Origin of the sequence: Pseudoxanthomonas putridarboris (assembly GCF_038321125.1) — a bacterium.
In the GTDB taxonomy this organism is placed as follows: Bacteria; Pseudomonadota; Gammaproteobacteria; order Xanthomonadales; family Xanthomonadaceae; genus Pseudoxanthomonas_A; species Pseudoxanthomonas_A putridarboris.
Genome location: NZ_JBBWWT010000001.1, coordinates 485,590 through 502,650 on the forward strand (window position 1 = coordinate 485,590; position 17,061 = coordinate 502,650).

General features: G+C 66.2%; 16 protein-coding genes and 1 pseudogene. 8 read left to right on the plus strand and 9 right to left on the minus strand.

Annotation, left to right across the window (positions count from 1 at the left end; genetic code table 11):
• Positions 1 to 56: 56 nt before the first annotated feature.
• The 3 genes from AAD027_RS02165 to AAD027_RS02175 form a co-directional block, all read right to left on the minus strand.
• A complete protein-coding gene (locus AAD027_RS02165) occupies positions 57 to 1,175 on the minus strand; it encodes an alpha/beta fold hydrolase (RefSeq protein ID WP_341724364.1) in 1,119 nt (372 codons plus the stop codon).
• Between the two features lie 194 nt (positions 1,176 to 1,369).
• On the minus strand, positions 1,370 to 1,765 hold the full coding sequence (locus tag AAD027_RS02170) for a DUF1801 domain-containing protein (RefSeq protein ID WP_341724365.1): 396 nt from the start codon (positions 1,763 to 1,765) through the stop codon (positions 1,370 to 1,372).
• A 61-nt stretch (positions 1,766 to 1,826) separates the two neighbouring features.
• A complete protein-coding gene (locus tag AAD027_RS02175; protein WP_341724366.1) occupies positions 1,827 to 2,222 on the minus strand; it encodes a hypothetical protein in 396 nt (131 codons plus the stop codon).
• 210 nt (positions 2,223 to 2,432) lie between these two features.
• Between AAD027_RS02175 and AAD027_RS02180 the strand changes: the two genes are divergently transcribed.
• Together AAD027_RS02180 and AAD027_RS02185 are read left to right on the plus strand one after the other, a co-directional pair.
• Positions 2,433 to 3,542: a sensor histidine kinase gene (locus AAD027_RS02180; RefSeq protein WP_341724367.1), complete on the plus strand. Its 1,110-nt coding sequence runs from the start codon at positions 2,433 to 2,435 to the stop codon at positions 3,540 to 3,542.
• On the plus strand, positions 3,539 to 4,318 hold the full coding sequence (locus AAD027_RS02185) for a LytR/AlgR family response regulator transcription factor (protein ID WP_341724368.1): 780 nt from the start codon (positions 3,539 to 3,541) through the stop codon (positions 4,316 to 4,318). The genes AAD027_RS02180 and AAD027_RS02185 overlap by 4 nt, the downstream gene beginning before the upstream one ends.
• 222 nt (positions 4,319 to 4,540) lie before the next feature.
• Here the strand turns inward: AAD027_RS02185 and AAD027_RS02190 are convergent, their stop codons facing one another.
• Positions 4,541 to 5,380 (minus strand): arylamine N-acetyltransferase family protein, encoded by an 840-nt coding sequence (locus tag AAD027_RS02190; RefSeq protein ID WP_341724369.1) that lies wholly within the window; start codon positions 5,378 to 5,380, stop codon positions 4,541 to 4,543.
• Between the two features lie 154 nt (positions 5,381 to 5,534).
• Here AAD027_RS02190 and AAD027_RS02195 point away from each other — a divergent pair, with 154 nt between their 5' ends.
• Together AAD027_RS02195 and AAD027_RS02200 are read left to right on the plus strand one after the other, a co-directional pair.
• On the plus strand, positions 5,535 to 6,530 hold the full coding sequence (locus tag AAD027_RS02195; protein ID WP_341724370.1) for a DUF2272 domain-containing protein: 996 nt from the start codon (positions 5,535 to 5,537) through the stop codon (positions 6,528 to 6,530).
• A 108-nt stretch (positions 6,531 to 6,638) separates the two neighbouring features.
• Complete coding sequence (locus AAD027_RS02200) at positions 6,639 to 7,136, plus strand: hypothetical protein (RefSeq protein ID WP_341724371.1); 498 nt, start codon at positions 6,639 to 6,641, stop codon at positions 7,134 to 7,136.
• Positions 7,137 to 7,218: 82 nt separating this feature from the next.
• Here AAD027_RS02200 and AAD027_RS02205 read toward each other — a convergent pair.
• Together AAD027_RS02205 and AAD027_RS02210 are read right to left on the minus strand one after the other, a co-directional pair.
• Positions 7,219 to 7,538: pseudogene (locus AAD027_RS02205) on the minus strand (DUF3817 domain-containing protein).
• A gap of 178 nt (positions 7,539 to 7,716) precedes the next feature.
• Positions 7,717 to 8,094: a hypothetical protein gene (locus AAD027_RS02210; protein WP_341724372.1), complete on the minus strand. Its 378-nt coding sequence runs from the start codon at positions 8,092 to 8,094 to the stop codon at positions 7,717 to 7,719.
• Between the two features lie 167 nt (positions 8,095 to 8,261).
• Here AAD027_RS02210 and AAD027_RS02215 point away from each other — a divergent pair, with 167 nt between their 5' ends.
• On the plus strand, positions 8,262 to 10,259 hold the full coding sequence (locus tag AAD027_RS02215) for a DUF2075 domain-containing protein (RefSeq protein ID WP_341724373.1): 1,998 nt from the start codon (positions 8,262 to 8,264) through the stop codon (positions 10,257 to 10,259).
• A 233-nt stretch (positions 10,260 to 10,492) separates the two neighbouring features.
• Here the strand turns inward: AAD027_RS02215 and AAD027_RS02220 are convergent, their stop codons facing one another.
• From AAD027_RS02220 to aceE, 3 genes are all read right to left on the minus strand, one after another.
• Positions 10,493 to 10,879: an addiction module antidote protein gene (locus AAD027_RS02220; RefSeq protein ID WP_425605368.1), complete on the minus strand. Its 387-nt coding sequence runs from the start codon at positions 10,877 to 10,879 to the stop codon at positions 10,493 to 10,495.
• A 1-nt stretch (position 10,880) separates the two neighbouring features.
• Complete coding sequence (locus AAD027_RS02225) at positions 10,881 to 11,177, minus strand: type II toxin-antitoxin system RelE/ParE family toxin (RefSeq protein ID WP_341724374.1); 297 nt, start codon at positions 11,175 to 11,177, stop codon at positions 10,881 to 10,883.
• 145 nt (positions 11,178 to 11,322) lie between these two features.
• Entirely contained in the window at positions 11,323 to 14,016 is a 2,694-nt protein-coding gene (gene aceE / locus AAD027_RS02230; RefSeq protein ID WP_341724375.1) for a pyruvate dehydrogenase (acetyl-transferring), homodimeric type, read from the minus strand.
• A 220-nt stretch (positions 14,017 to 14,236) separates the two neighbouring features.
• Between aceE and AAD027_RS02235 the strand changes: the two genes are divergently transcribed.
• From AAD027_RS02235 to AAD027_RS02245, 3 genes are read left to right on the plus strand one after another with little or no spacing between them, the layout of a single operon-like run.
• Complete coding sequence (locus AAD027_RS02235) at positions 14,237 to 16,264, plus strand: SpoIIE family protein phosphatase (RefSeq protein ID WP_341724376.1); 2,028 nt, start codon at positions 14,237 to 14,239, stop codon at positions 16,262 to 16,264.
• Positions 16,236 to 16,673 carry an ATP-binding protein gene (locus AAD027_RS02240; protein ID WP_341724377.1) on the plus strand — a complete coding sequence of 146 codons (438 nt, stop codon included), beginning with the start codon at positions 16,236 to 16,238 and terminating at the stop codon, positions 16,671 to 16,673. Before AAD027_RS02235 ends, AAD027_RS02240 begins: the two co-directional genes overlap by 29 nt.
• Positions 16,670 to 17,056, plus strand: a complete 387-nt coding sequence (locus AAD027_RS02245; RefSeq protein ID WP_341724378.1) for an STAS domain-containing protein — start codon at positions 16,670 to 16,672, stop codon at positions 17,054 to 17,056. Before AAD027_RS02240 ends, AAD027_RS02245 begins: the two co-directional genes overlap by 4 nt.
• Positions 17,057 to 17,061: the final 5 nt, after the last annotated feature.

Genomic DNA, 17,061 nt, shown 5'->3' on the forward strand with positions numbered 1-17,061 from the left:
GACCACCCAGGATTCCGACAAACCGGATTCCCGGCCGGGACATCGATGCGCCGCGATCAATGCGCGGCGGCATCGCCCTCGACCGCCAGCGGCCGCACGGTCTCCAGCAGGCTGGCCAGGGTCTTGCCGGGTTCCTCCCATGGCATCATGTGGGCGGAGTGCTCGAACCACACGCCGCGCTTGTACGGCGCATCCACCTGCCGCAGCCACTGTTCCGTGGGCTCCGACGGCGTGGTGTAGTCGTGGCGGCCCATGAACATCACCACCGGGATCGGGAAACGCTTCACGCCGGTGAAATCCACCTGCAGGAATTCGTCCAGCAACCGCCCCAGCGAGAACACGTTGCCGGCGTCGATCGCGCAGCGGTCGGCATCAGTGTAGTCCGGCGACAGGCGCGGGCCCCGGTAGAAGTACTTCGACTCGTCGCGGTACGCGGTCAGGCCGCCGTAGAACTGCGGCCACTTGCGCGCGATGATGATGCGCTCGCGGGTGATCGGCCGGTCGCCGGGATACGGCGCGATGGATTCCATCTCGCGCACCGCTTCGGCGTTGCCTTCCGCGCGTGCCCGCGCCAGGCCGTAGTCGAAGCTCACGCGTTCGTTGGTGCGCACGTTGACGACCTGGCCGATGCCGACGTAGGCATGGAACAGGTCCGGCCGCTTCAGCGCTGCGTGCATGCCGACCACCGTGCCCCAGCTGTGGCTCATCAGGACCAGCTTGCGCTTGCCGTATCGCGCGCGCAGATGTTCGGCGATCTCGATGGCGTCGTCCACGTAGCGCTCGATGCGGAGCGTGTCGGCCACGGCCTCCTGCGGGTTGATGGCGAAGGTCCTGCCGGAGCCGCGCTGGTCGTAGTTGACGAGGGTGAAGTATTCCTCGAGCGGTCGCTGGAACTGCCACAGCGTGGGCGTGATCGGCGAGGCCGGGCCGCCGTGCACGAACAGCACCATCGGGTTGTCGCGATCCTGCCCGCGCACGTTGATCCACTGGTCGATGCCGCCGATGCGCGCGGCGTACGCTTCCTGCACGCCGTTGGGCGACGCGATGCGGCCCAGGTCGGCGATGATCTCGCGCGCGGGTTCGTAGCTGGAACGATCGGGGCAGGCGTCCTGCGCCCGTACCGCCGGCGCCAGCAGCGTCATGGCCAGGACGAAGACGGATACGCAAGATTTCATCGGTGCTCCCGGGGTCAGGCATCCACGCGCAGTATCCCCGTTCCCCCCGCACGCGACGTGTGCCCATCGTCGTGGTCGGCCGGCCAGGGATCACGCTTTCTTCTTCTCTCCACTTGCGGGGAGAAGGAGAAGAACCCTGCGAACAGCGCTGTCTTGATGTTGCGGCTACGACGCGCAGACGAAGCGATCCACGCTCAGACGTACGCCATCCATTGCCGCAGCACGGGCTGCCAGGCATCGCGCGTGGCGATCACGTCGTCGGCGCTGGCGAACGCGAGCAGGGCGCGGTCTTCGCCACGCCAGTCGAGCAGGCCCTGCGGGTCGTCGATGGCCGGTTTCGGCATGGCGCGTTTCCTGGCGCCAAGGTGCAGGACCAGCTGCAACCGGGTGCCACGCAGGTGCATGGTGGCGAAGTGCGCGCCGCCGACGTGGAAGCTGGGCGCGTTCCATTTCACCGCTTCGCCGATCGCGGCGTCGGTGGCCAGGATCGCCTCGCGCAGCGCCAGCACGATGGACCGGTGCGGCAGCGCAGCATCGGCGAGCAACGCGGCCACGTCGGGTGCGGTGGAAAGGGTCTTCTTCGCGACCATGGCGGCTCCCGGCAACAGGTGGCCGCCACGATAACGCAGCGACGCATCCGGCCGGCTGCGTTCAGGACGGGTCGGCGGCGTCCACCAGCGCGCGTTCGGCATCCGTACGGTCGCGGCGCGGCAACGGGCGCACGGTCAGCCGGTCGTGGCGGCACACGTCCACGTCCGGATAAAGCATTCCCCGGCCGTTGCGGAACACGAAACGCACGTCGTAGCGGCACGCATCGCCGGCGATCTCGACCGTCGCGGAACCACCACCCCCGGGCAGCGGTTCGCCCAGGGGCAGCGGACGGAAGTCCTGGCTGCCGGGCGCGGCCACTGCCACCGAGACCAGGCGGTCGTGGGCGCGATTGACCAGGTGCAGGTACCGCATCGGGGCCTGCGCATGCGCGGGCGGCAGGGCGGCGAGCAGCAACGGAAGGGCAACGGCGAGGGAAAGGACGCTGGACGGGCGCATGGCAGGCATCTCCGCAAGGGTGGGATTCCGCCGTGCGGCGCGGATCGCGGCGCGGGCGGTGCCGGCATCACGCCCGCGCGCGGCGCGCCCGGCAACGGATGCGGGACGAATCGTCGTGGCGCCGTGGCGAATCGTAGTGACGCGACGCGGCGCTTCCCGTCGCGCGGCCCGCCGCCTACGATGCCTCCGTCCCCGATGGGTGCGCCCACGATGAAGATCCGCCTCGGCAGCATGGAGATCCGCCTGTCCCGCTACCTCGGCCTGTGGTCGGTGGTGGTGGTGCTGTTCGCCATGCAGGGCTGCATGAACGATGCGGTCAACGCGCACGTATGGTCGCCCGCGGATTACCTGCGCTGGTCGGCGATCCAGTGGCTGACCTGGGCCGCCCTGGCGCCGCTGGTGTTCCGGCTCGGCGAACGCCATCCGATCCAGTTCCCGCTGCGGCTGCGTGCGCTGGGCCGGCACGTGATGGCCAGCCTGGGCATGACGCTGCTGGCGATCGTGATCGGCGCGATGGTCTCCGCCATCTTCGAGCCCAGCACCTTCGGCCAGCAGTTGTGGCAGTTCATCAGCAAGTACGTGGCCATCGGCCTGTTGACCTACTGGGCGTTGCTGGCCGTGCAGCACCTGCTGTATTTCCAGGCCGAGAAGGCGCGCCGCGAACTGGAAGCCAGCCGGCTGGCGACGGAGCTGGCGCAGTCGCGCCTGCAGGTACTGAAGACGCAGTTGCAGCCGCACTTCCTGTTCAACACGCTGCACGCCATCGTCACCCTGCTGGACGAGGACACGCTGTCGGCCGAGGACATGCTGCTGCGCCTGAGCGAACTGCTGCGCGCCTTCCTGGAGGACTACGACGGGCAGGAGATCAGCCTGCGCCGCGAGCTCGAGCTGCTGGACCTGTACCTGGGCATCCAGCGGCGGCGCTTCAAGGACCGGCTGAGCACGCAGATCTACGTCGCGCCCGAGGCGATGGAGGCCGCCGTGCCCAGCCTGGTGCTGCAACCGATCGTGGAGAACGCGATCCGCCACGGCATCGGCCGGCACGTCGGCGAAGACTGCATCGAGGTGGACTGCCGACGCGAGGACGATACGCTGTGCATCGACGTGCGCAACCGCAACAGCGCGCTGGACGCGGAACGCAGCCCTTCCGGCCACGGCATCGGCCTGTCGAACACGCGGCTGCGGCTGAAGGAACTCTACGGCGAGGCCGCCGACCTTCGCCTGGACGTGATGGTCCCGCGGGGCGTGGCCTGCCGCATCCGCCTGCCCTACCGCGAAATCGAAGCCGACGACGACCTGCCGGAGCACGTGCCCGCATGAGCCTGACCGCGCTGGTCGTGGACGACGAGCCGATCGCGCGGCACGCCATCGTGCGGCTGCTGGGCGACGACCCGGACGTTGAAGTGATCGGCGAGTGCGGCGATGGCGTGTCGGCGGTGGAAGCGATCCGCGGCCACTCGCCGGACCTGGTGTTCCTGGACATCCAGATGCCGGCGATCACCGGCCTGGACGTGCTGGCGACGATCGGGGCGCAGCGGATGCCGGCGACGATCTTCGTCACCGCCTACGAGCAGTACGCGGTGCGCGCGTTCGAAGCGAACGCGGTGGACTATCTGGTCAAGCCCTTCAGCCGTGAGCGCTTCGCCGAGACGCTGCGGCGGGCCAAGCAACGCCTGGCCGCCGCGCGCGGCGCGGACGCCGACACCACCGCGCGCATCATGCAGGCGCTGGACTCGCTGCGGCAGCGCGACGACTACCTGCAGCGCCTGCCGGTACGCGTGGACGAACACGTGGTCTTCATCGACGTGGACGACATCGTCTGGATCAAGGCCAGCCGCAACACGGTGCTGGTCCACCTGGCCGACCGCGCGCACGAGCTGCGCGAGACGATGGCCGCGCTGGCCGCACGGCTGGACCCGCGCCACTTCGCCCGCGTGCACCGCTCGGCCATCATCAACGTGCGCCGGGTCACCGCCATCCACCCGTGGTTCAACGGTCACCACGTCGTCACCCTGGACACCGGCCAGCAGCTGCGCATGAGCCGCTACCAGCACGAAGCCTTCCTGCGGCTGGCGACGCTGCGGCGGGAGGAGTGACGCCGCGCCGGGCGCTCCGTGCGCATGCTTCGCGCTGGCGCCGGCTGAAGGGTTCGCCGCACTGGCGGCAAGGACAACCGGAGCAGGCTTCGAATGTGTACTTCATGTTCCCGCCGGATGCGGGTGGCGATGCCGCCCCCTGTCGGTCCGCCCGCCTGCCGCATCCGGCGCCTTCATTCCGGATAACGCACGCATCCTTGCCGGGCGGCAACGTCACAGGGGTTACGTCGTGACCGGCGTCTCCGCTTCCAGTCGCGCCTCGATGGCGGCATGCAGGCCGGGATGGGCCGGCACGCGGATGCCGAATTCGTCCCGCAGCACCGCGATCACGGCGGCGGCATCGGGCAGGGCGCGCCGCTCGCTGGCCTGGCCGATGCGATGGATGGCGAAGCTGCCGTTGTAGAGGGTCCTGCGCCATCCCGGCCCGGTGCGCGCCGCGCGCAGCTGGCCCAGGAACGGCGAGTCCGGATGCGTGCTGACGTACCAATTGCCGACGATGTAGTCGATCTCGGCCTGCGGTTGCAGGTCGAACACGTACATCGCCCGCCATTCGCCGGCGACGAAGGCGCGCAAGCTGTACCGGCCATCGCGGTGTGTGATGCGGTACGGCTCGTGCGGGGTGGATTGTTCATCCTCGGTATCCAGCCGCAACGGCGCGGTCGGCACCATGCCGCCGAAGCCGACGTCGGCGATATAACGCACACCGTCGAGGACCACCAGCACCAGCAGATGGGTACGTGCGGTGAGTGCGTCCTCCGGCCCGCCCATCACCACGCGGCCGGTCAGCCCGCGCGCATCGAATCCCAGTTCCTGCAACAGCGCCAGGAAGACGCGGTTGAGTTCATAGCAGTAGCCGCCACGCCCGGCATGCAGCAGCTTGTGCTGCACCGCCGGCAAGTCCATCGGCACGGGAAGGCGAAGCAGGGTGGAGAGTGTTTCGAAGGGGAAAACCGCAGTGTGGCGCTGCTGCAGTTCGCGCAAGGTGGCCAGCGTGGGCGGCGGTGCCTGGTCATAGCCCAGGCGATGCAGGTAGAGCGCGGCTTCGGCAAGGGAGGCGGTCATGGCGGGCTCCTGGAATGACAGGCGGCCACTGTGCGACCTCAAGCGCGATTGAGGTCAAGAGCGGCCTCACCGCGGATGCGACCCTGCGGTCGTGCGCGCCACCGGTTTTGCGGCATCATGGGGCGGGGGAATGAAGTGCCATGCGGGAGCGCCAATGCGTACATGGAGACTGGTCCCTTTGCTGCTGTTGGCCTCCGCGTCGACGTGGGCGGGCGATGCGTGCCCCTTGCTGCGCACGCAGACCGCTTCGCCCGACCCCGCCACGCGCATCGCCGCCATCGCGTGCCGCGAGCACGCAGCGTGGTTCCGCCCCTTCATCGATCGCAACGGCCGCTTGGCCAGCATGACCACGATGGAGGCGGAATCCAGTCCGTTGTCGGACGGGCAGGAATCCGCCTGGCAGCGCGTGGCGCGCTACTGGCGCGACAGCGGCCTGCTGGGCGGCATGGGACACCGCAGCGGCGCGTCGGATTGCCAGTACGGCGCGCTGGCGGGCCCATCCGCGACGGCATGCCGCGCCTTCGTCGTCGACACGCCCTGGTCGGCGGCGTTCATCTCGTGGGTGATGCGGCAGGCGGCGCTGCCGGGCTTCCGCGGTTCCAGCCGGCATTACAGCTACGTGCGCGATGCCTACCTGCAACCGGCGACGCATGCCTACGACGTGCTGGACATCGCCAAGGCGAAGCTCGCCGTCGGCGACCTGCTCTGCTACGTGCGCCATGCCAACCGCGTTTATGCGCACGAAGGCCTGCTCGCCGCCGCCCGCGGCCACGACATCCTGGACATGCACTGCGACATCGTGGTGGCCGTCAACCCGGACAACGACAGCATCGCCTACCTGATCGGCGGCAACGTGCAGCAGGGCGTGACCATGCGGATGCTGCCGCTGAACCGCAACGGCGAGTTCTGGGGCCTGCCGCTGCGCGTGGGCGACGGCTCGCTGTGCGCGCCCGACAACGAGGCTGCGTGCAGCTTCAACCGCCAGGACTGGGCCGCGTTGCTGAAACTCAAGCCCGCGGACGAGCTGGCGAAACTGCCCGGCGCGTTGCCGCCCACGCCTGAAATCGTGCCCGCGGAGGAACAGAAATGCTGCGTGCACTGCGTGGTGGGGGCGGGAGTGCCGCGTTGCCCGAAGCCGGAGACGCCATGATCCGCCACTCGCGTGAATTGGCTCCCTGCGAAGGACGGGAAACGGTGCTCGCCAAGGGCCGTTGACGCCTGTGTAATCCCGCTCATCGCAACCTGCGGGAACCCTTCGATGACGGCAGCCCGATTCATGGCGTCCCATGCGTCCGCTTCACCCCACCGCGCCGTGGTGCTTGGTGGCCTCATCGCCGGCGCCCTGGACATGGTGTGGGTCTGCACCCTGTGGGGCACGCTGGGCGTCACGCCGAAACGCATCTTCCAGGCCGTGGCATCGGGCTGGCTGGGCAACGACGCGGCCGTGGCCGGCGGCTGGGCCACGGCATTGCTTGGCGCCGTATCGCACTTCGCCATCACCATCGCGATGGCCTACGCCTACTACCTGGCGGCACGGCGCCTGCCCACGCTGGCGCGCCGGCCGGTGCTTTACGGTGCGCTCTACGGCATCGTGCTGTACGTGGTCATGATCCACGTGGTGGTGCCGCTGTCGGCCGCGCCCTCCAACCAGTCAGCACCTTGGGGCTGGGTGCTGTGGGCCAACATCGCCGCGCATATGTTGTTGGTGGGTGTGCCGTGTGCGCTGGGTGCGCGGATGGCGTTGCGGGCGCGGTAGTCGCAGAAGTCCCAACCAAGCCGCAGCGCAGGTTGGGTTGAAGCCGGCTTCGTAGGATGGGTATCGTTGCGCACAACCCATCCTACCGGCTGCCAAGCAAGCCGATGCGCCGGAACCATATCTCCAACGGCACGGTCACCAACGGCGGCACAGCCGCCAACACCACGAGCATCGTGGCCCACCACGGCCAGCGCAGGCGCAACGCGGAGAGCGCGGTGACTACCACGTAGGACAACAGGAAGGCGGCCCCATGCAGTGGGCCGAAGATCTTCACGCCCAGTTCGTTGGCCACCGGCCCGTACTTGAGGAACATGCCGATCAGCAGACCGGTCAGGTGAATCCTTCCAGAAAGGCCGCGACGGCGAACAGGCGCCCGGCGGCGCGAGGGGTCGTGACATGCAGGAACTCCAGTGGAGGGATGCCCCGCCGCGATGGCGGATGCGACGCCTGCCAGCGTTAGGGATTCTAGCAACTCAACTCATAAATACGCCGGGCGTTCCCGGACCAGAATATCCGTCATCTAAACTAATCAGCCGGCGCGATAAGCCATTGCCACCCTCCGAAAGCGCGCCAGACTGGGTCAAAGACTACTATTTGGAGACAGAAGCACATTCCAGCTGCCAGCTGCCTCGCGAAATCGCTCGATGAAAGTAGCCAGGTCAGCTTCAGGCGATAGAGATTTCAGCTCTTCCTCATCAGCAGGACGTATACAAATGAACTCATGGAACGCGTGGTCTAAATCATTCGGCCCGTCGCCGCATTCCATCCAGTGGCGCTCACAAAGTGCCGGCACTGATACTTGCTCGGCAACAAAAATGTCACCATTCTCCAAGAAGGCGCGCAACTTTGTTCCAGCAGATTCATCGAAACCGATCAACAGGATAGATCCGTACGTCTTCCAGTTGCCGGCGTCGCGATACATGTATTCGAACACCGAAAACTCACATGCTCGACGCATAAAACTCCTCCAAAGAGCAACTTCATTCCAGCGTACCTTCAGGGAGTCTTACTGCATGCGACTTTCGCTGCAAACGCTTCAGGGGGACCGTAATTAAGCCGCAAAGCTGATACCCTTCGATAAGCTAATCTAACCAAACTCCCATGGGACAGCCTAGCCCACCGATCTTGCCTTCCCCACTACGTCGCTGGTCGTACAGCGACGACTTTCGCCAATTCATTGATGCCCGCCCGGATCAGATCCTTGGCGAGCTAGTTCGGTGCGCGGGTGCCCCCATCGAGCTCAACCAGACGAATGCGTGGCGACAACAGATCAGCTTACTCAAGGCGCTGAAACTATCCACCCATCTCACGAACTCAGCAAAAATCTACTTCGAGTACACCATTCCCCGACTGGGGCGACGCATTGATGTGATCCTCATTGCTGGACATGTTCTATTCGTCATCGAGTTCAAAGTCGGTGAGCGGCAGTTCACTGTGTCAGCCCTGGACCAGGTCTGGGACTACGCGCTCGACCTAAAGAACTTCCACGACGCCAGCCACAGGCTGTGCATCGCGCCCTTGCTAGTGGCAACGGAGGCCTCGCGGCAGACCATCGACGTCCAAGGGACCTTGCATGACGATGGCCTCGTGCGACCAATCCGCGCCAGCAGCGACGACCTGTCTTCCGCCATCACTCAATGTCTGTCCTTCTTCGAAGCACCCGAGATAGACACACAAGTATGGGAACAAGGCCGCTACCTGCCCACACCCTCGATTGTGGAGGCCGCCCGCGCGCTCTACGCCGGCCATTCGGTCGAGAGCATTTCGCGCAGCGATGCTGGCGCCCAGAATCTAGCCGTCACTTCGCGTGCAATCGACAAGATCATTGAGCAGGCCCGGACCCAGGGACGAAAGGCCATCTGCTTTGTTACGGGAGTCCCCGGGGCCGGCAAAACGCTGGTGGGGCTGGACGTGGCGACCCGGCACATGGATCAGGATGATGCCACGTACAGCGTGTTCCTGTCGGGCAATGGCCCACTGGTCTCCGTGCTGCGGGAAGCGCTGGCACGGGATAGCGTGGAACGCGCCGCAGCTTCTGGTACGCGATTGCGCAAGGGCGAAGCACGACAGGAAGTCGAAGCGTTCATCCAGAACGTACACCACTTCCGGGACGACTGCCTGAAAGATCCCGCCGCGCCACTCGAGCACGTGGTGCTATTCGACGAAGCACAGCGTGCGTGGACGCTGGAACAGACAGCATCCTTCATGGCACGCAAGAGGGGGCTGCCGAACTTTGATCAGTCCGAGCCCGCGTTCCTGATTTCGTGCCTCGACCGCCATCAGAATTGGGCCGTCGTCATCTGCCTAGTGGGGGGCGGGCAGGAAATCAATACTGGCGAAGCCGGTATCCGGGAGTGGCTGGAAGCAGTGCTGACGCGCTTCACCGCGTGGGACGTGCATCTGCCACCGCAGCTCAATGAATCCGAATACGGCAGCCGCGATGTGCTGGAGCAGGTGCTTGCTCGCCCCGACACGCACCCCAATCCGACCCTACATCTCGCCACATCCATGCGCTCGTTCCGGGCTGAGTCGCTCAGTAGGTTTGTCCGGGAGGTGCTCGATCTTGAGATCGATGCAGCACGAACGACGTTTGCCAGGATGCAAGCGCGCTACCCCATCCGTATCACACGGGACCTCTCTCGCGCTAAGCAATGGCTGCGCAATCAGGCGCGTGGCAGTGAACGCTTCGGCATCGTGGTGTCATCGCAGGCGCAGCGCCTGAAGCCACACGCCATCGATGTTCGGGTCAAGACCGACCCGGTGCGCTGGTTCCTCGATGGCAAGGACGATGTGCGCTCGTCCTACTATCTTGAAGATGTGGCCACCGAGTTCCAGGTTCAAGGACTGGAGCTAGATTGGGCTTGCGTGGTCTGGGACGGCGACCTGCGACATGCCGGCGACTCGTGGTCACATCACGAGTTCAAGGGCACTCGCTGGAACCGGATCAACAAGCAAGAGCGTCAGGCTTATCTCAAGAATGCCTACCGCGTACTGCTTACACGGGCCCGGCAAGGCATGGTCATCGTCATTCCAGAGGGAAGCAACGAGGACCCAACAAGAAGCGCACACTACTACGATGGCACCTTCCGTTATCTGCAAGCGTTAGGCATTCCTCAGATCTAAGAGGCGCGAACGAAGCCGTCAAAGACCAACGCACAAAAGGCGGCCAATGGCCGCCTTTCGCTTTCCCCTCACTCACCTTCGGAGCATCCTCTCCCGCAAGCGGAAGAGGGGGAAAGAAAGCATCAAACCCTCACCGGACTCGTCTTCTCCACATCAATCCTGTACTGCTTGATCGCGCGCGCCATCCCCTTGCCAGTCATCCCGCACTCCTTCGTTCGGCTCAACCGAAATGCTCATCGATCTTTCGTCTGCACCGCGATTCTCTCGACCGAACCATCCGGCACTTTCCGTGCGACCGTTCGCTTGCCCGCTCTGCCAGCCGTCTTGGCTTTCTTGCTGACCAGGGCAAACCGGTAGCCCATCGCATCGGCCACCTTCAGCACCGTGCCGAAGCTGGGGTTGCCATTGCTGGACAGCGCCTTGTACAGGCCTTCGCGCGTCAGTCCGGTATCGCGCGCCAGTTGGCTCATGTTGCGCGCGCGCGCCGCGACGCCCAGCGCATGCATCAGGAAAGCCGGATCGTCCCCGGCCTCTTCGAAGCACGCGTCCAGATAGGCGGTGATATCCGCCTCGGTCTTCAGGTAATCCGCCGAATCCCAGGGTGTGGTTTTCAATGCCATGTCAGTTCTCCAACTCGCCCGCCAACGCCAAAGCCGCCTTGATATCCACGCGTTGCGATTTCTTGTCGCCGCCGCACAGCAGCAGCACCCATGCGTCGCCGTGCCTGGTGTAATAAACGCGATAGCCGGGGCCACAATCGATTTTCATCTCGCATACGCCGCCGGCCAGCACCCGATGCTGGCCCGGATTGCCGAATGCGAGCCGATCGACCTGTGCCTGTATGCGCATCCTCGCTTGCCTGTCGCGCAGCGAAACAAACCAGTCCTCGAATATCCGCGTCTTCCGGACTTCGATCATGTTGCCGTCATCCTTGACCTGCGATCCTGCACGAACTGTGAACCGTGGTTCACTACCTGTCAACTGATCGGGCAACAAAAAAGCGGCCAATGGCCGCTTTTCGTCACCTTCCCCTCTCCGCTTGCGGAAGAGGGGATGTTTCGGCTCAAACCCCCACCGGATTCGCCTTCTCCACGTCGATCTTGTACTGCTTGATCGCGCGGGCCACGTCCTTGGCGGTCATCTTGCCTTCCTTCGCCAGGGCGGCGATGGCGGCGTGGGCGATGTAGTAGCGGTCCACCTCGAAGAAGCGGCGCAGGTTGGCGCGGGTGTCGCTGCGGCCGAAGCCGTCCGTGCCCAGCACCGTGTAGCTGGTCGGCACGAACGCGCGGATCTGGTCGGCGTAGGCGCGCACGTAGTCGGTGGCGGCGATGGCCGGGCCGCTGCGGCCTTCCAGGTTCCCGGTGACGAACGCCTTGCGCGGCGCCTTGGCTTCCGGGTTGAGGCGGTTCCAGCGCTCGGCGTCGAAACCGTCGCGGCGCAGTTCGTTGAAGCTGGGGCAGGACCAGATGTCGGCGGTGACGCCGAAATCCTTGTCCAGCAGCTCCGCCGCGGCGATAGCCTCGCGCAGGATGGTGCCGCTGCCCAGCAGTTGCACGCGCAGCTCGCCCTTCTTGGGCTTGCCGGCGTCCTTGAGCAGGTACATGCCCTTGATGATGCCGTCCTCCGCGCCGGCCGGCATTTCCGGGTGCGCGTAGTTCTCGTTCATCAGGGTGATGTAGTAGTACTCGTCGATCTGCTCTTCCACCATCCGCTTGATGCCGTGCTGCAGGACGACGGTGACCTCGTAGCCGAAGGTCGGGTCGTAGCTGCGGCAGTTGGGGATGGCGCCGGCCAGCAGGTGGCTGTGGCCGTCCTCGTGCTGCAGGCCCTCGCCGTTCAGCGTGGTGCGGCCGGCGGTGCCGCCCAGCAGGAAGCCGCGGGTACGCATGTCCGCTGCCTGCCAGGCGATGTCGCCCACGCGCTGGAAGCCGAACATCGAGTAGTAGATGTAGAACGGCAGCATCGGCACGTCGCTGACCGAGTAGCTGGTGCCGGCGGCCATCCACGAGGCGATCGCGCCCGGTTCGCTGATGCCCTGCTGCAGCACCTGGCCGGACTGGTCCTCGCGGTAGTACATCAGCTGGTCGGCGTCGACCGGCTTGTACTTCTGGCCGAACGGCGCGTAGATGCCGATCTGGCGGAACATGCCCTCCATGCCGAAGGTACGCGCCTCGTCGGCCACGATGGGCACGATGCGCGGGCCCAGTTCCTTGTCGCGCAGGGCGATGTTGAGGCTCTGCACGAAGGCCATGGTGGTGCTGTAGGTACGCTCGCCGCTGTCCTTCAGCAGGCGCTCGAACTTGTCCAGGCCGGGCGCGGAGAACGACTTGGTGGACTTGCGCCGGCGCTGCGGCAGGTAGCCGCCCAGCGCGGCACGGCGCTCCTTCAGGTACTGCACTTCCGGCGAGTCCTCGCCCGGGTGGTAGAACGGCACCTGCGCCGACTCTTCCAGCTGCTTGTCGGTGACCGGGATGTTGAAGCGGTCGCGGAAGCTGCGGATGGCGTCGTCGTCCAGCTTCTTGGTCTGGTGGGTCGGGTTGAGCGACTCGCCCGCCGAACCCATGCCGTAGCCCTTCACCGTCTTGGCCAGGATCACCGTGGGCATGCCCTTGGTGTTCACCGCCTCGTGGTAGGCCGCATAGACCTTGTGCGGATCGTGGCCGCCGCGGTTGAGGCGCCAGATGTCGTCGTCGGACAGGCTGGCGACCATCGCCGCGGTCTCCGGGTACTTGCCGAAGAAGTTGTCGCGCGTGTACTTGCCGCCGAACGCCTTGCAGTTCTGGTACTCGCCGTCCACGGTTTCCATCATCAGCTTCTTCAGCACGCCGTCGGTATCGCGCGCGAGGAGCGGATCCCAGTAGCTGCCCCACAGCAGCTTGATGACGTTCCAGCCGCCGCCGCGGAACACGCCTTCCAGTTCCTGGATGATCTTGCCGTTGCCGCGCACCGGGCCGTCCAGGCGCTGCAGGTTGCAGTTGACCACGAAGATCAGGTTGTCCAGGCCCTCGCGGCCGGCCAGCGCGATGGCGCCGAGGGTTTCCGGCTCGTCGCTCTCGCCGTCGCCGATGAAGCACCACACCTTGCGGTCGCTCGGCGCGATCAGGCCACGATGCTCCAGGTACTTCATGAACTGCGCCTGGTAGATCGCCGCCAGCGGGCCCAGGCCCATCGACACGGTCGGCGTCTGCCAGTAGTCGGGCATCAGCCACGGATGCGGGTAGGAGGAAATGCCCTGGCCGTCCACTTCCATGCGGAAGCTGTCCAGCTGCGCCTCGCTGATGCGGCCCTCCAGGAACGAGCGCGCATAGATGCCCGGCGAGCTGTGACCCTGGATGAACAGCAGGTCGCCCGGGTGGTTGTCGCTGGGCGCGCGCCAGAAATGGTTGAAGCCCACGTCGTAGAGGGTGGCGCCGGAGGCGAAGCTGGCGATGTGGCCGCCCAGGTCGCCGGGCTTGCGGTTGCTGCGCACCACGGTGGCCATGGCGTTCCAGCGGATGATGGAACGGATGCGCCATTCCAGCGCGGCGTCGCCGGGGCTCTTGGCCTCGTTCTGCGGTGCGATGGTGTTGACGTATTCGGTGGTGGGCGAGAACGGCAGGTAGGCGCCGGCGCGGCGGGTCACTTCCACCATGCCTTCCAGCAACTGGTGTGCACGCAGCGCGCCGTTCTTCTCGATCACCGCCTGCATGGAATCGATCCATTCGCGGGTTTCCTGCGGGTCCGGATCGCTCTGCAACATCTCGTTCAACCAGTTCATTCCCACTCCTGTTCCGCCGCGCGTGGGGCACGGCGCCATCGTTCTTGTAGAGCCCTGAAGTGTAGCGCACGCACCCGCTCCAGGATTGGCTACGCAGGCGTATGGAACGGACACTGCATGCCTGTCCCGGGACAATCACCACACCAAAATGAGACCTTTGATGCTCTGCAACATCGCACTGCGCTTATGATCGGCGGCGGGGGCGGATCGAGGGATTGGCATGCCGGCAGCAGGGCCGCGCGACGAGGTGCCGCAGGACGCTAACGGTGCCGTGCACTGGCGCCGCAGCCTGCGCACGCGCATCGCCCTGTGGGCCGGCCTGGTCAACGTGGCGCTGTTGCTGCTGCTGGTGCTGGGCACCGCATGGTTCGCGCGCAGGTTGATCACCGAGGATGCGCGCCGCAACACCCACGCCACCGCCCAGGAGGCGGCCGAGCGGCTGGACAACGCCATGCGCGTGGTCACCATCACCACGCACGGCATCTCCGACCTCGTCGCCAACGCGCGGCTGTCGCCGGACGAACTGACCACCACGATGCGGGCGATGGTGAAGGCCACGCCGGGTTGCGCCGGCGGCCTGCTGATCCTGGAGCCGCGCACGCGCGAGGATGCGCCGTTCGCGCGCTACGTCGCCGCCGACGGACGCGACCGCGACTTCATCGCCGACGCCTACCCGTTCCGCGACCAGGGCTGGTACCAGCGCACCGTGGCCTCGCCCGCCGGCTGGTGGTCCGAGCCCTACCTCCACCGGACCGCCGGCGATACCTGGATGGTCACCTACAACATGCCGCTGCGCGAACCCGGGCGGCGCGCGCATACGCGCGGCATGGTCAGCCTGGACCTGCCGCTGGAAAACCTGATCGCGATGGTGGAATCGTTGTCGGGGCTGCCCGGCTGGCGGGTATCGCTGGTGGCGCCTGCCGGCACGCTGGCGCTCAACCCGGAAGTCGGCGTCGAGCGGCTGGAAACCCTGGACGACTATATCCAGCGTTCGGGGCGGCGAGACCTGCGCCGTGCCGCGGAGGCCGTGCGCCTGCGCCAACCCTTGCAGCATGTGCACGTGGATGCGGTGACCGGCGAGAAGCGCTATACGGTGGTCGTGCCGGTCGGCGACAGCGGCTGGAACCTGCTGGTGGCGCAGTCCTACGACCTCATCGTCGCCCGCCTCAACCATGCGCTGTGGCTGCTCGCCGCGGCGGGCGCACTGCTGGCGCTGCTGTGCATGCTGGTGGTGCGCAAGCTGGCGAAATACATCAGCCTGCCGGTGGAAGGCCTGTCGGCATCGGCCACGCAACTGGCGCAGGGCGACTACGACACGCCGGTGCCGTTCCGCGCACGGCACGACGAAGTGGGGCAGATGGCGCGCACGCTGGAGCACGCGCGCGGTTCCATCCAGCAGCAATTGCGCGAGATCGAGGACATGACCGCCGCGCGGCAGAAACTGGAGAGCGAACTGTCGATCGCGCGCGACATCCAGCAGGCGATGCTGCCGCCGGGCCGGGTGATCGACCGGGAGAACGCCCACCTGGAAGCCTACGCGCGGCTGGAACCGGCCAAGGCCGTCGGCGGCGATTTCTACTGTTTCATCGAGACCAGCGCCGACGAGCTGTGGTTCGCCATCGGCGACGTTTCGGACAAGGGCGTGCCGGCGGCGCTGTTCATGGCGCGCACGGTCACCGTGCTGGAAGTCGCGGCCAGCAGCCATCGCGGCCCCGACCGCGTGCTGGCGGAAGCCTCGCGCCGGCTGGTGGAAGGCAACGAGACCTGCATGTTCGCCACCGTGCTGTGCGGGCGCGTGGACGTGCGCAGCGGCGCGTGCACGCTGGCCAGCGCCGGCCACGACGCGCCGCTGCTGCTGCACGCCGACGGCCGGCACGAAGTGCTGCCGGTCGAACCCGGGCCGCCGCTGGGCTTCGAGGTCAGCCAGGGCTTTGCCGTGTGGACCGGGCAACTGCCGGCCGGCGCCACGCTGCTGGCCTATACCGACGGCGTCACCGAGGCGTTCGACCCGGACGACCGGCCCTTCGGCCTGGACCGCCTGCGGGAAGCGTTGCGCAGCGGCTGCGGCGCGCGCGAACAGTGCGAGCAGCTGATCGCCCAGGTTCACGCATTTACCCATCCCGCCCCGCAATCGGACGACATCACGGTGCTGGCCATCCGCCGCCGGCTGGACAGCGCCTCCGCTTCCCCCGAAGCTCCGCCACATCAGGAGACACCGCATGCAGATGCGACTGTTCATTCCCCGTGAGCACGCCCGCGTGGACGATCTGAACGCGTCCCTCGAGGCCGTCCTGGAGAACAACGGCGTCAGCCGCGCGTTGCGTTGCGACGTCAGGCTGATCGTCGAAGAGCTGGCCAGCAACGCCATCGAACACGGCGACCTGGCCCAGGTCGGCGCCGAGGAACACGAACTGTGCGTGGACATCGGCATCCGCGCTAATCTGTTGACCCTGGAATTCCGCGAGAGCGGCGCTCCGTTCAATCCGCTGTCCCTGCCGGCGCCCGACGTGGAGGCCGACATCATGGACCGCCCCACCGGCGGACTGGGCGTGCACCTGGTCAGGCAACTGGCCGAGGAAACGCACTACCAACGCATCGGCAACTACAACGTCCTACGCGTCACCCTGCGTATCCCTTCCACGGAGAGCGAAGCATGAGCCTGGACATCCACATCCAACCGCCGGGCAAGGGCAGCCAGCGCGTCGCCGTCAGCGGCCGGCTGGACACGCATACCTATGAAGACCTGGACGAAGCGCTGGCGCCGCTGCTGACGCGCCAGCTGCATTCGCTGGTGCTGGACCTGTCGGGCCTGGAGTACATCAGCAGCGCCGGCATCCGCTCGATCTTCAAGGCCCGCAAGACGCTGGCGCCGCATAGCGGCAAGGTGTTGCTGGTCAACCCGCAGCCGCAGATCCAGAAGGTGCTGGACATGGTGAAGGCGGTGCCGTTGAACGAGATCTTCACCTCCACCGCCGAGGCGGACGCCTACCTGGACGCGATGCAGCGCAAGGTGCTGGAGGCCAGCGAAGACGACGATTGACCAGC

Excerpts from the sequence above, each read along its gene's own strand:
- AAD027_RS02180 (WP_341724367.1), top strand. The coding sequence starts at position 2,433 with ATGAAGATCCGCCTCGGCAGCATGGAGATCCGCCTGTCCCGCTACCTC.
- AAD027_RS02195 (WP_341724370.1), top strand. The coding sequence starts at position 5,535 with ATGCGTACATGGAGACTGGTCCCTTTGCTGCTGTTGGCCTCCGCGTCG.
- AAD027_RS02245 (WP_341724378.1), top strand. The coding sequence starts at position 16,670 with ATGAGCCTGGACATCCACATCCAACCGCCGGGCAAGGGCAGCCAGCGC.
- AAD027_RS02165 (WP_341724364.1), bottom strand. The coding sequence starts at position 1,175 with ATGAAATCTTGCGTATCCGTCTTCGTCCTGGCCATGACGCTGCTGGCG.
- aceE (WP_341724375.1), bottom strand. The coding sequence starts at position 14,016 with ATGAACTGGTTGAACGAGATGTTGCAGAGCGATCCGGACCCGCAGGAA.
- AAD027_RS02225 (WP_341724374.1), bottom strand. The coding sequence starts at position 11,177 with ATGATCGAAGTCCGGAAGACGCGGATATTCGAGGACTGGTTTGTTTCG.
- AAD027_RS02240 (WP_341724377.1), top strand. The coding sequence starts at position 16,236 with ATGCAGATGCGACTGTTCATTCCCCGTGAGCACGCCCGCGTGGACGAT.
- AAD027_RS02200 (WP_341724371.1), top strand. The coding sequence starts at position 6,639 with ATGACGGCAGCCCGATTCATGGCGTCCCATGCGTCCGCTTCACCCCAC.
- AAD027_RS02235 (WP_341724376.1), top strand. The coding sequence starts at position 14,237 with ATGCCGGCAGCAGGGCCGCGCGACGAGGTGCCGCAGGACGCTAACGGT.
- AAD027_RS02220 (WP_425605368.1), bottom strand. The coding sequence starts at position 10,879 with ATGGCATTGAAAACCACACCCTGGGATTCGGCGGATTACCTGAAGACC.
- AAD027_RS02210 (WP_341724372.1), bottom strand. The coding sequence starts at position 8,094 with ATGCGTCGAGCATGTGAGTTTTCGGTGTTCGAATACATGTATCGCGAC.
- AAD027_RS02185 (WP_341724368.1), top strand. The coding sequence starts at position 3,539 with ATGAGCCTGACCGCGCTGGTCGTGGACGACGAGCCGATCGCGCGGCAC.
- AAD027_RS02190 (WP_341724369.1), bottom strand. The coding sequence starts at position 5,380 with ATGACCGCCTCCCTTGCCGAAGCCGCGCTCTACCTGCATCGCCTGGGC.
- AAD027_RS02175 (WP_341724366.1), bottom strand. The coding sequence starts at position 2,222 with ATGCGCCCGTCCAGCGTCCTTTCCCTCGCCGTTGCCCTTCCGTTGCTG.
- AAD027_RS02170 (WP_341724365.1), bottom strand. The coding sequence starts at position 1,765 with ATGGTCGCGAAGAAGACCCTTTCCACCGCACCCGACGTGGCCGCGTTG.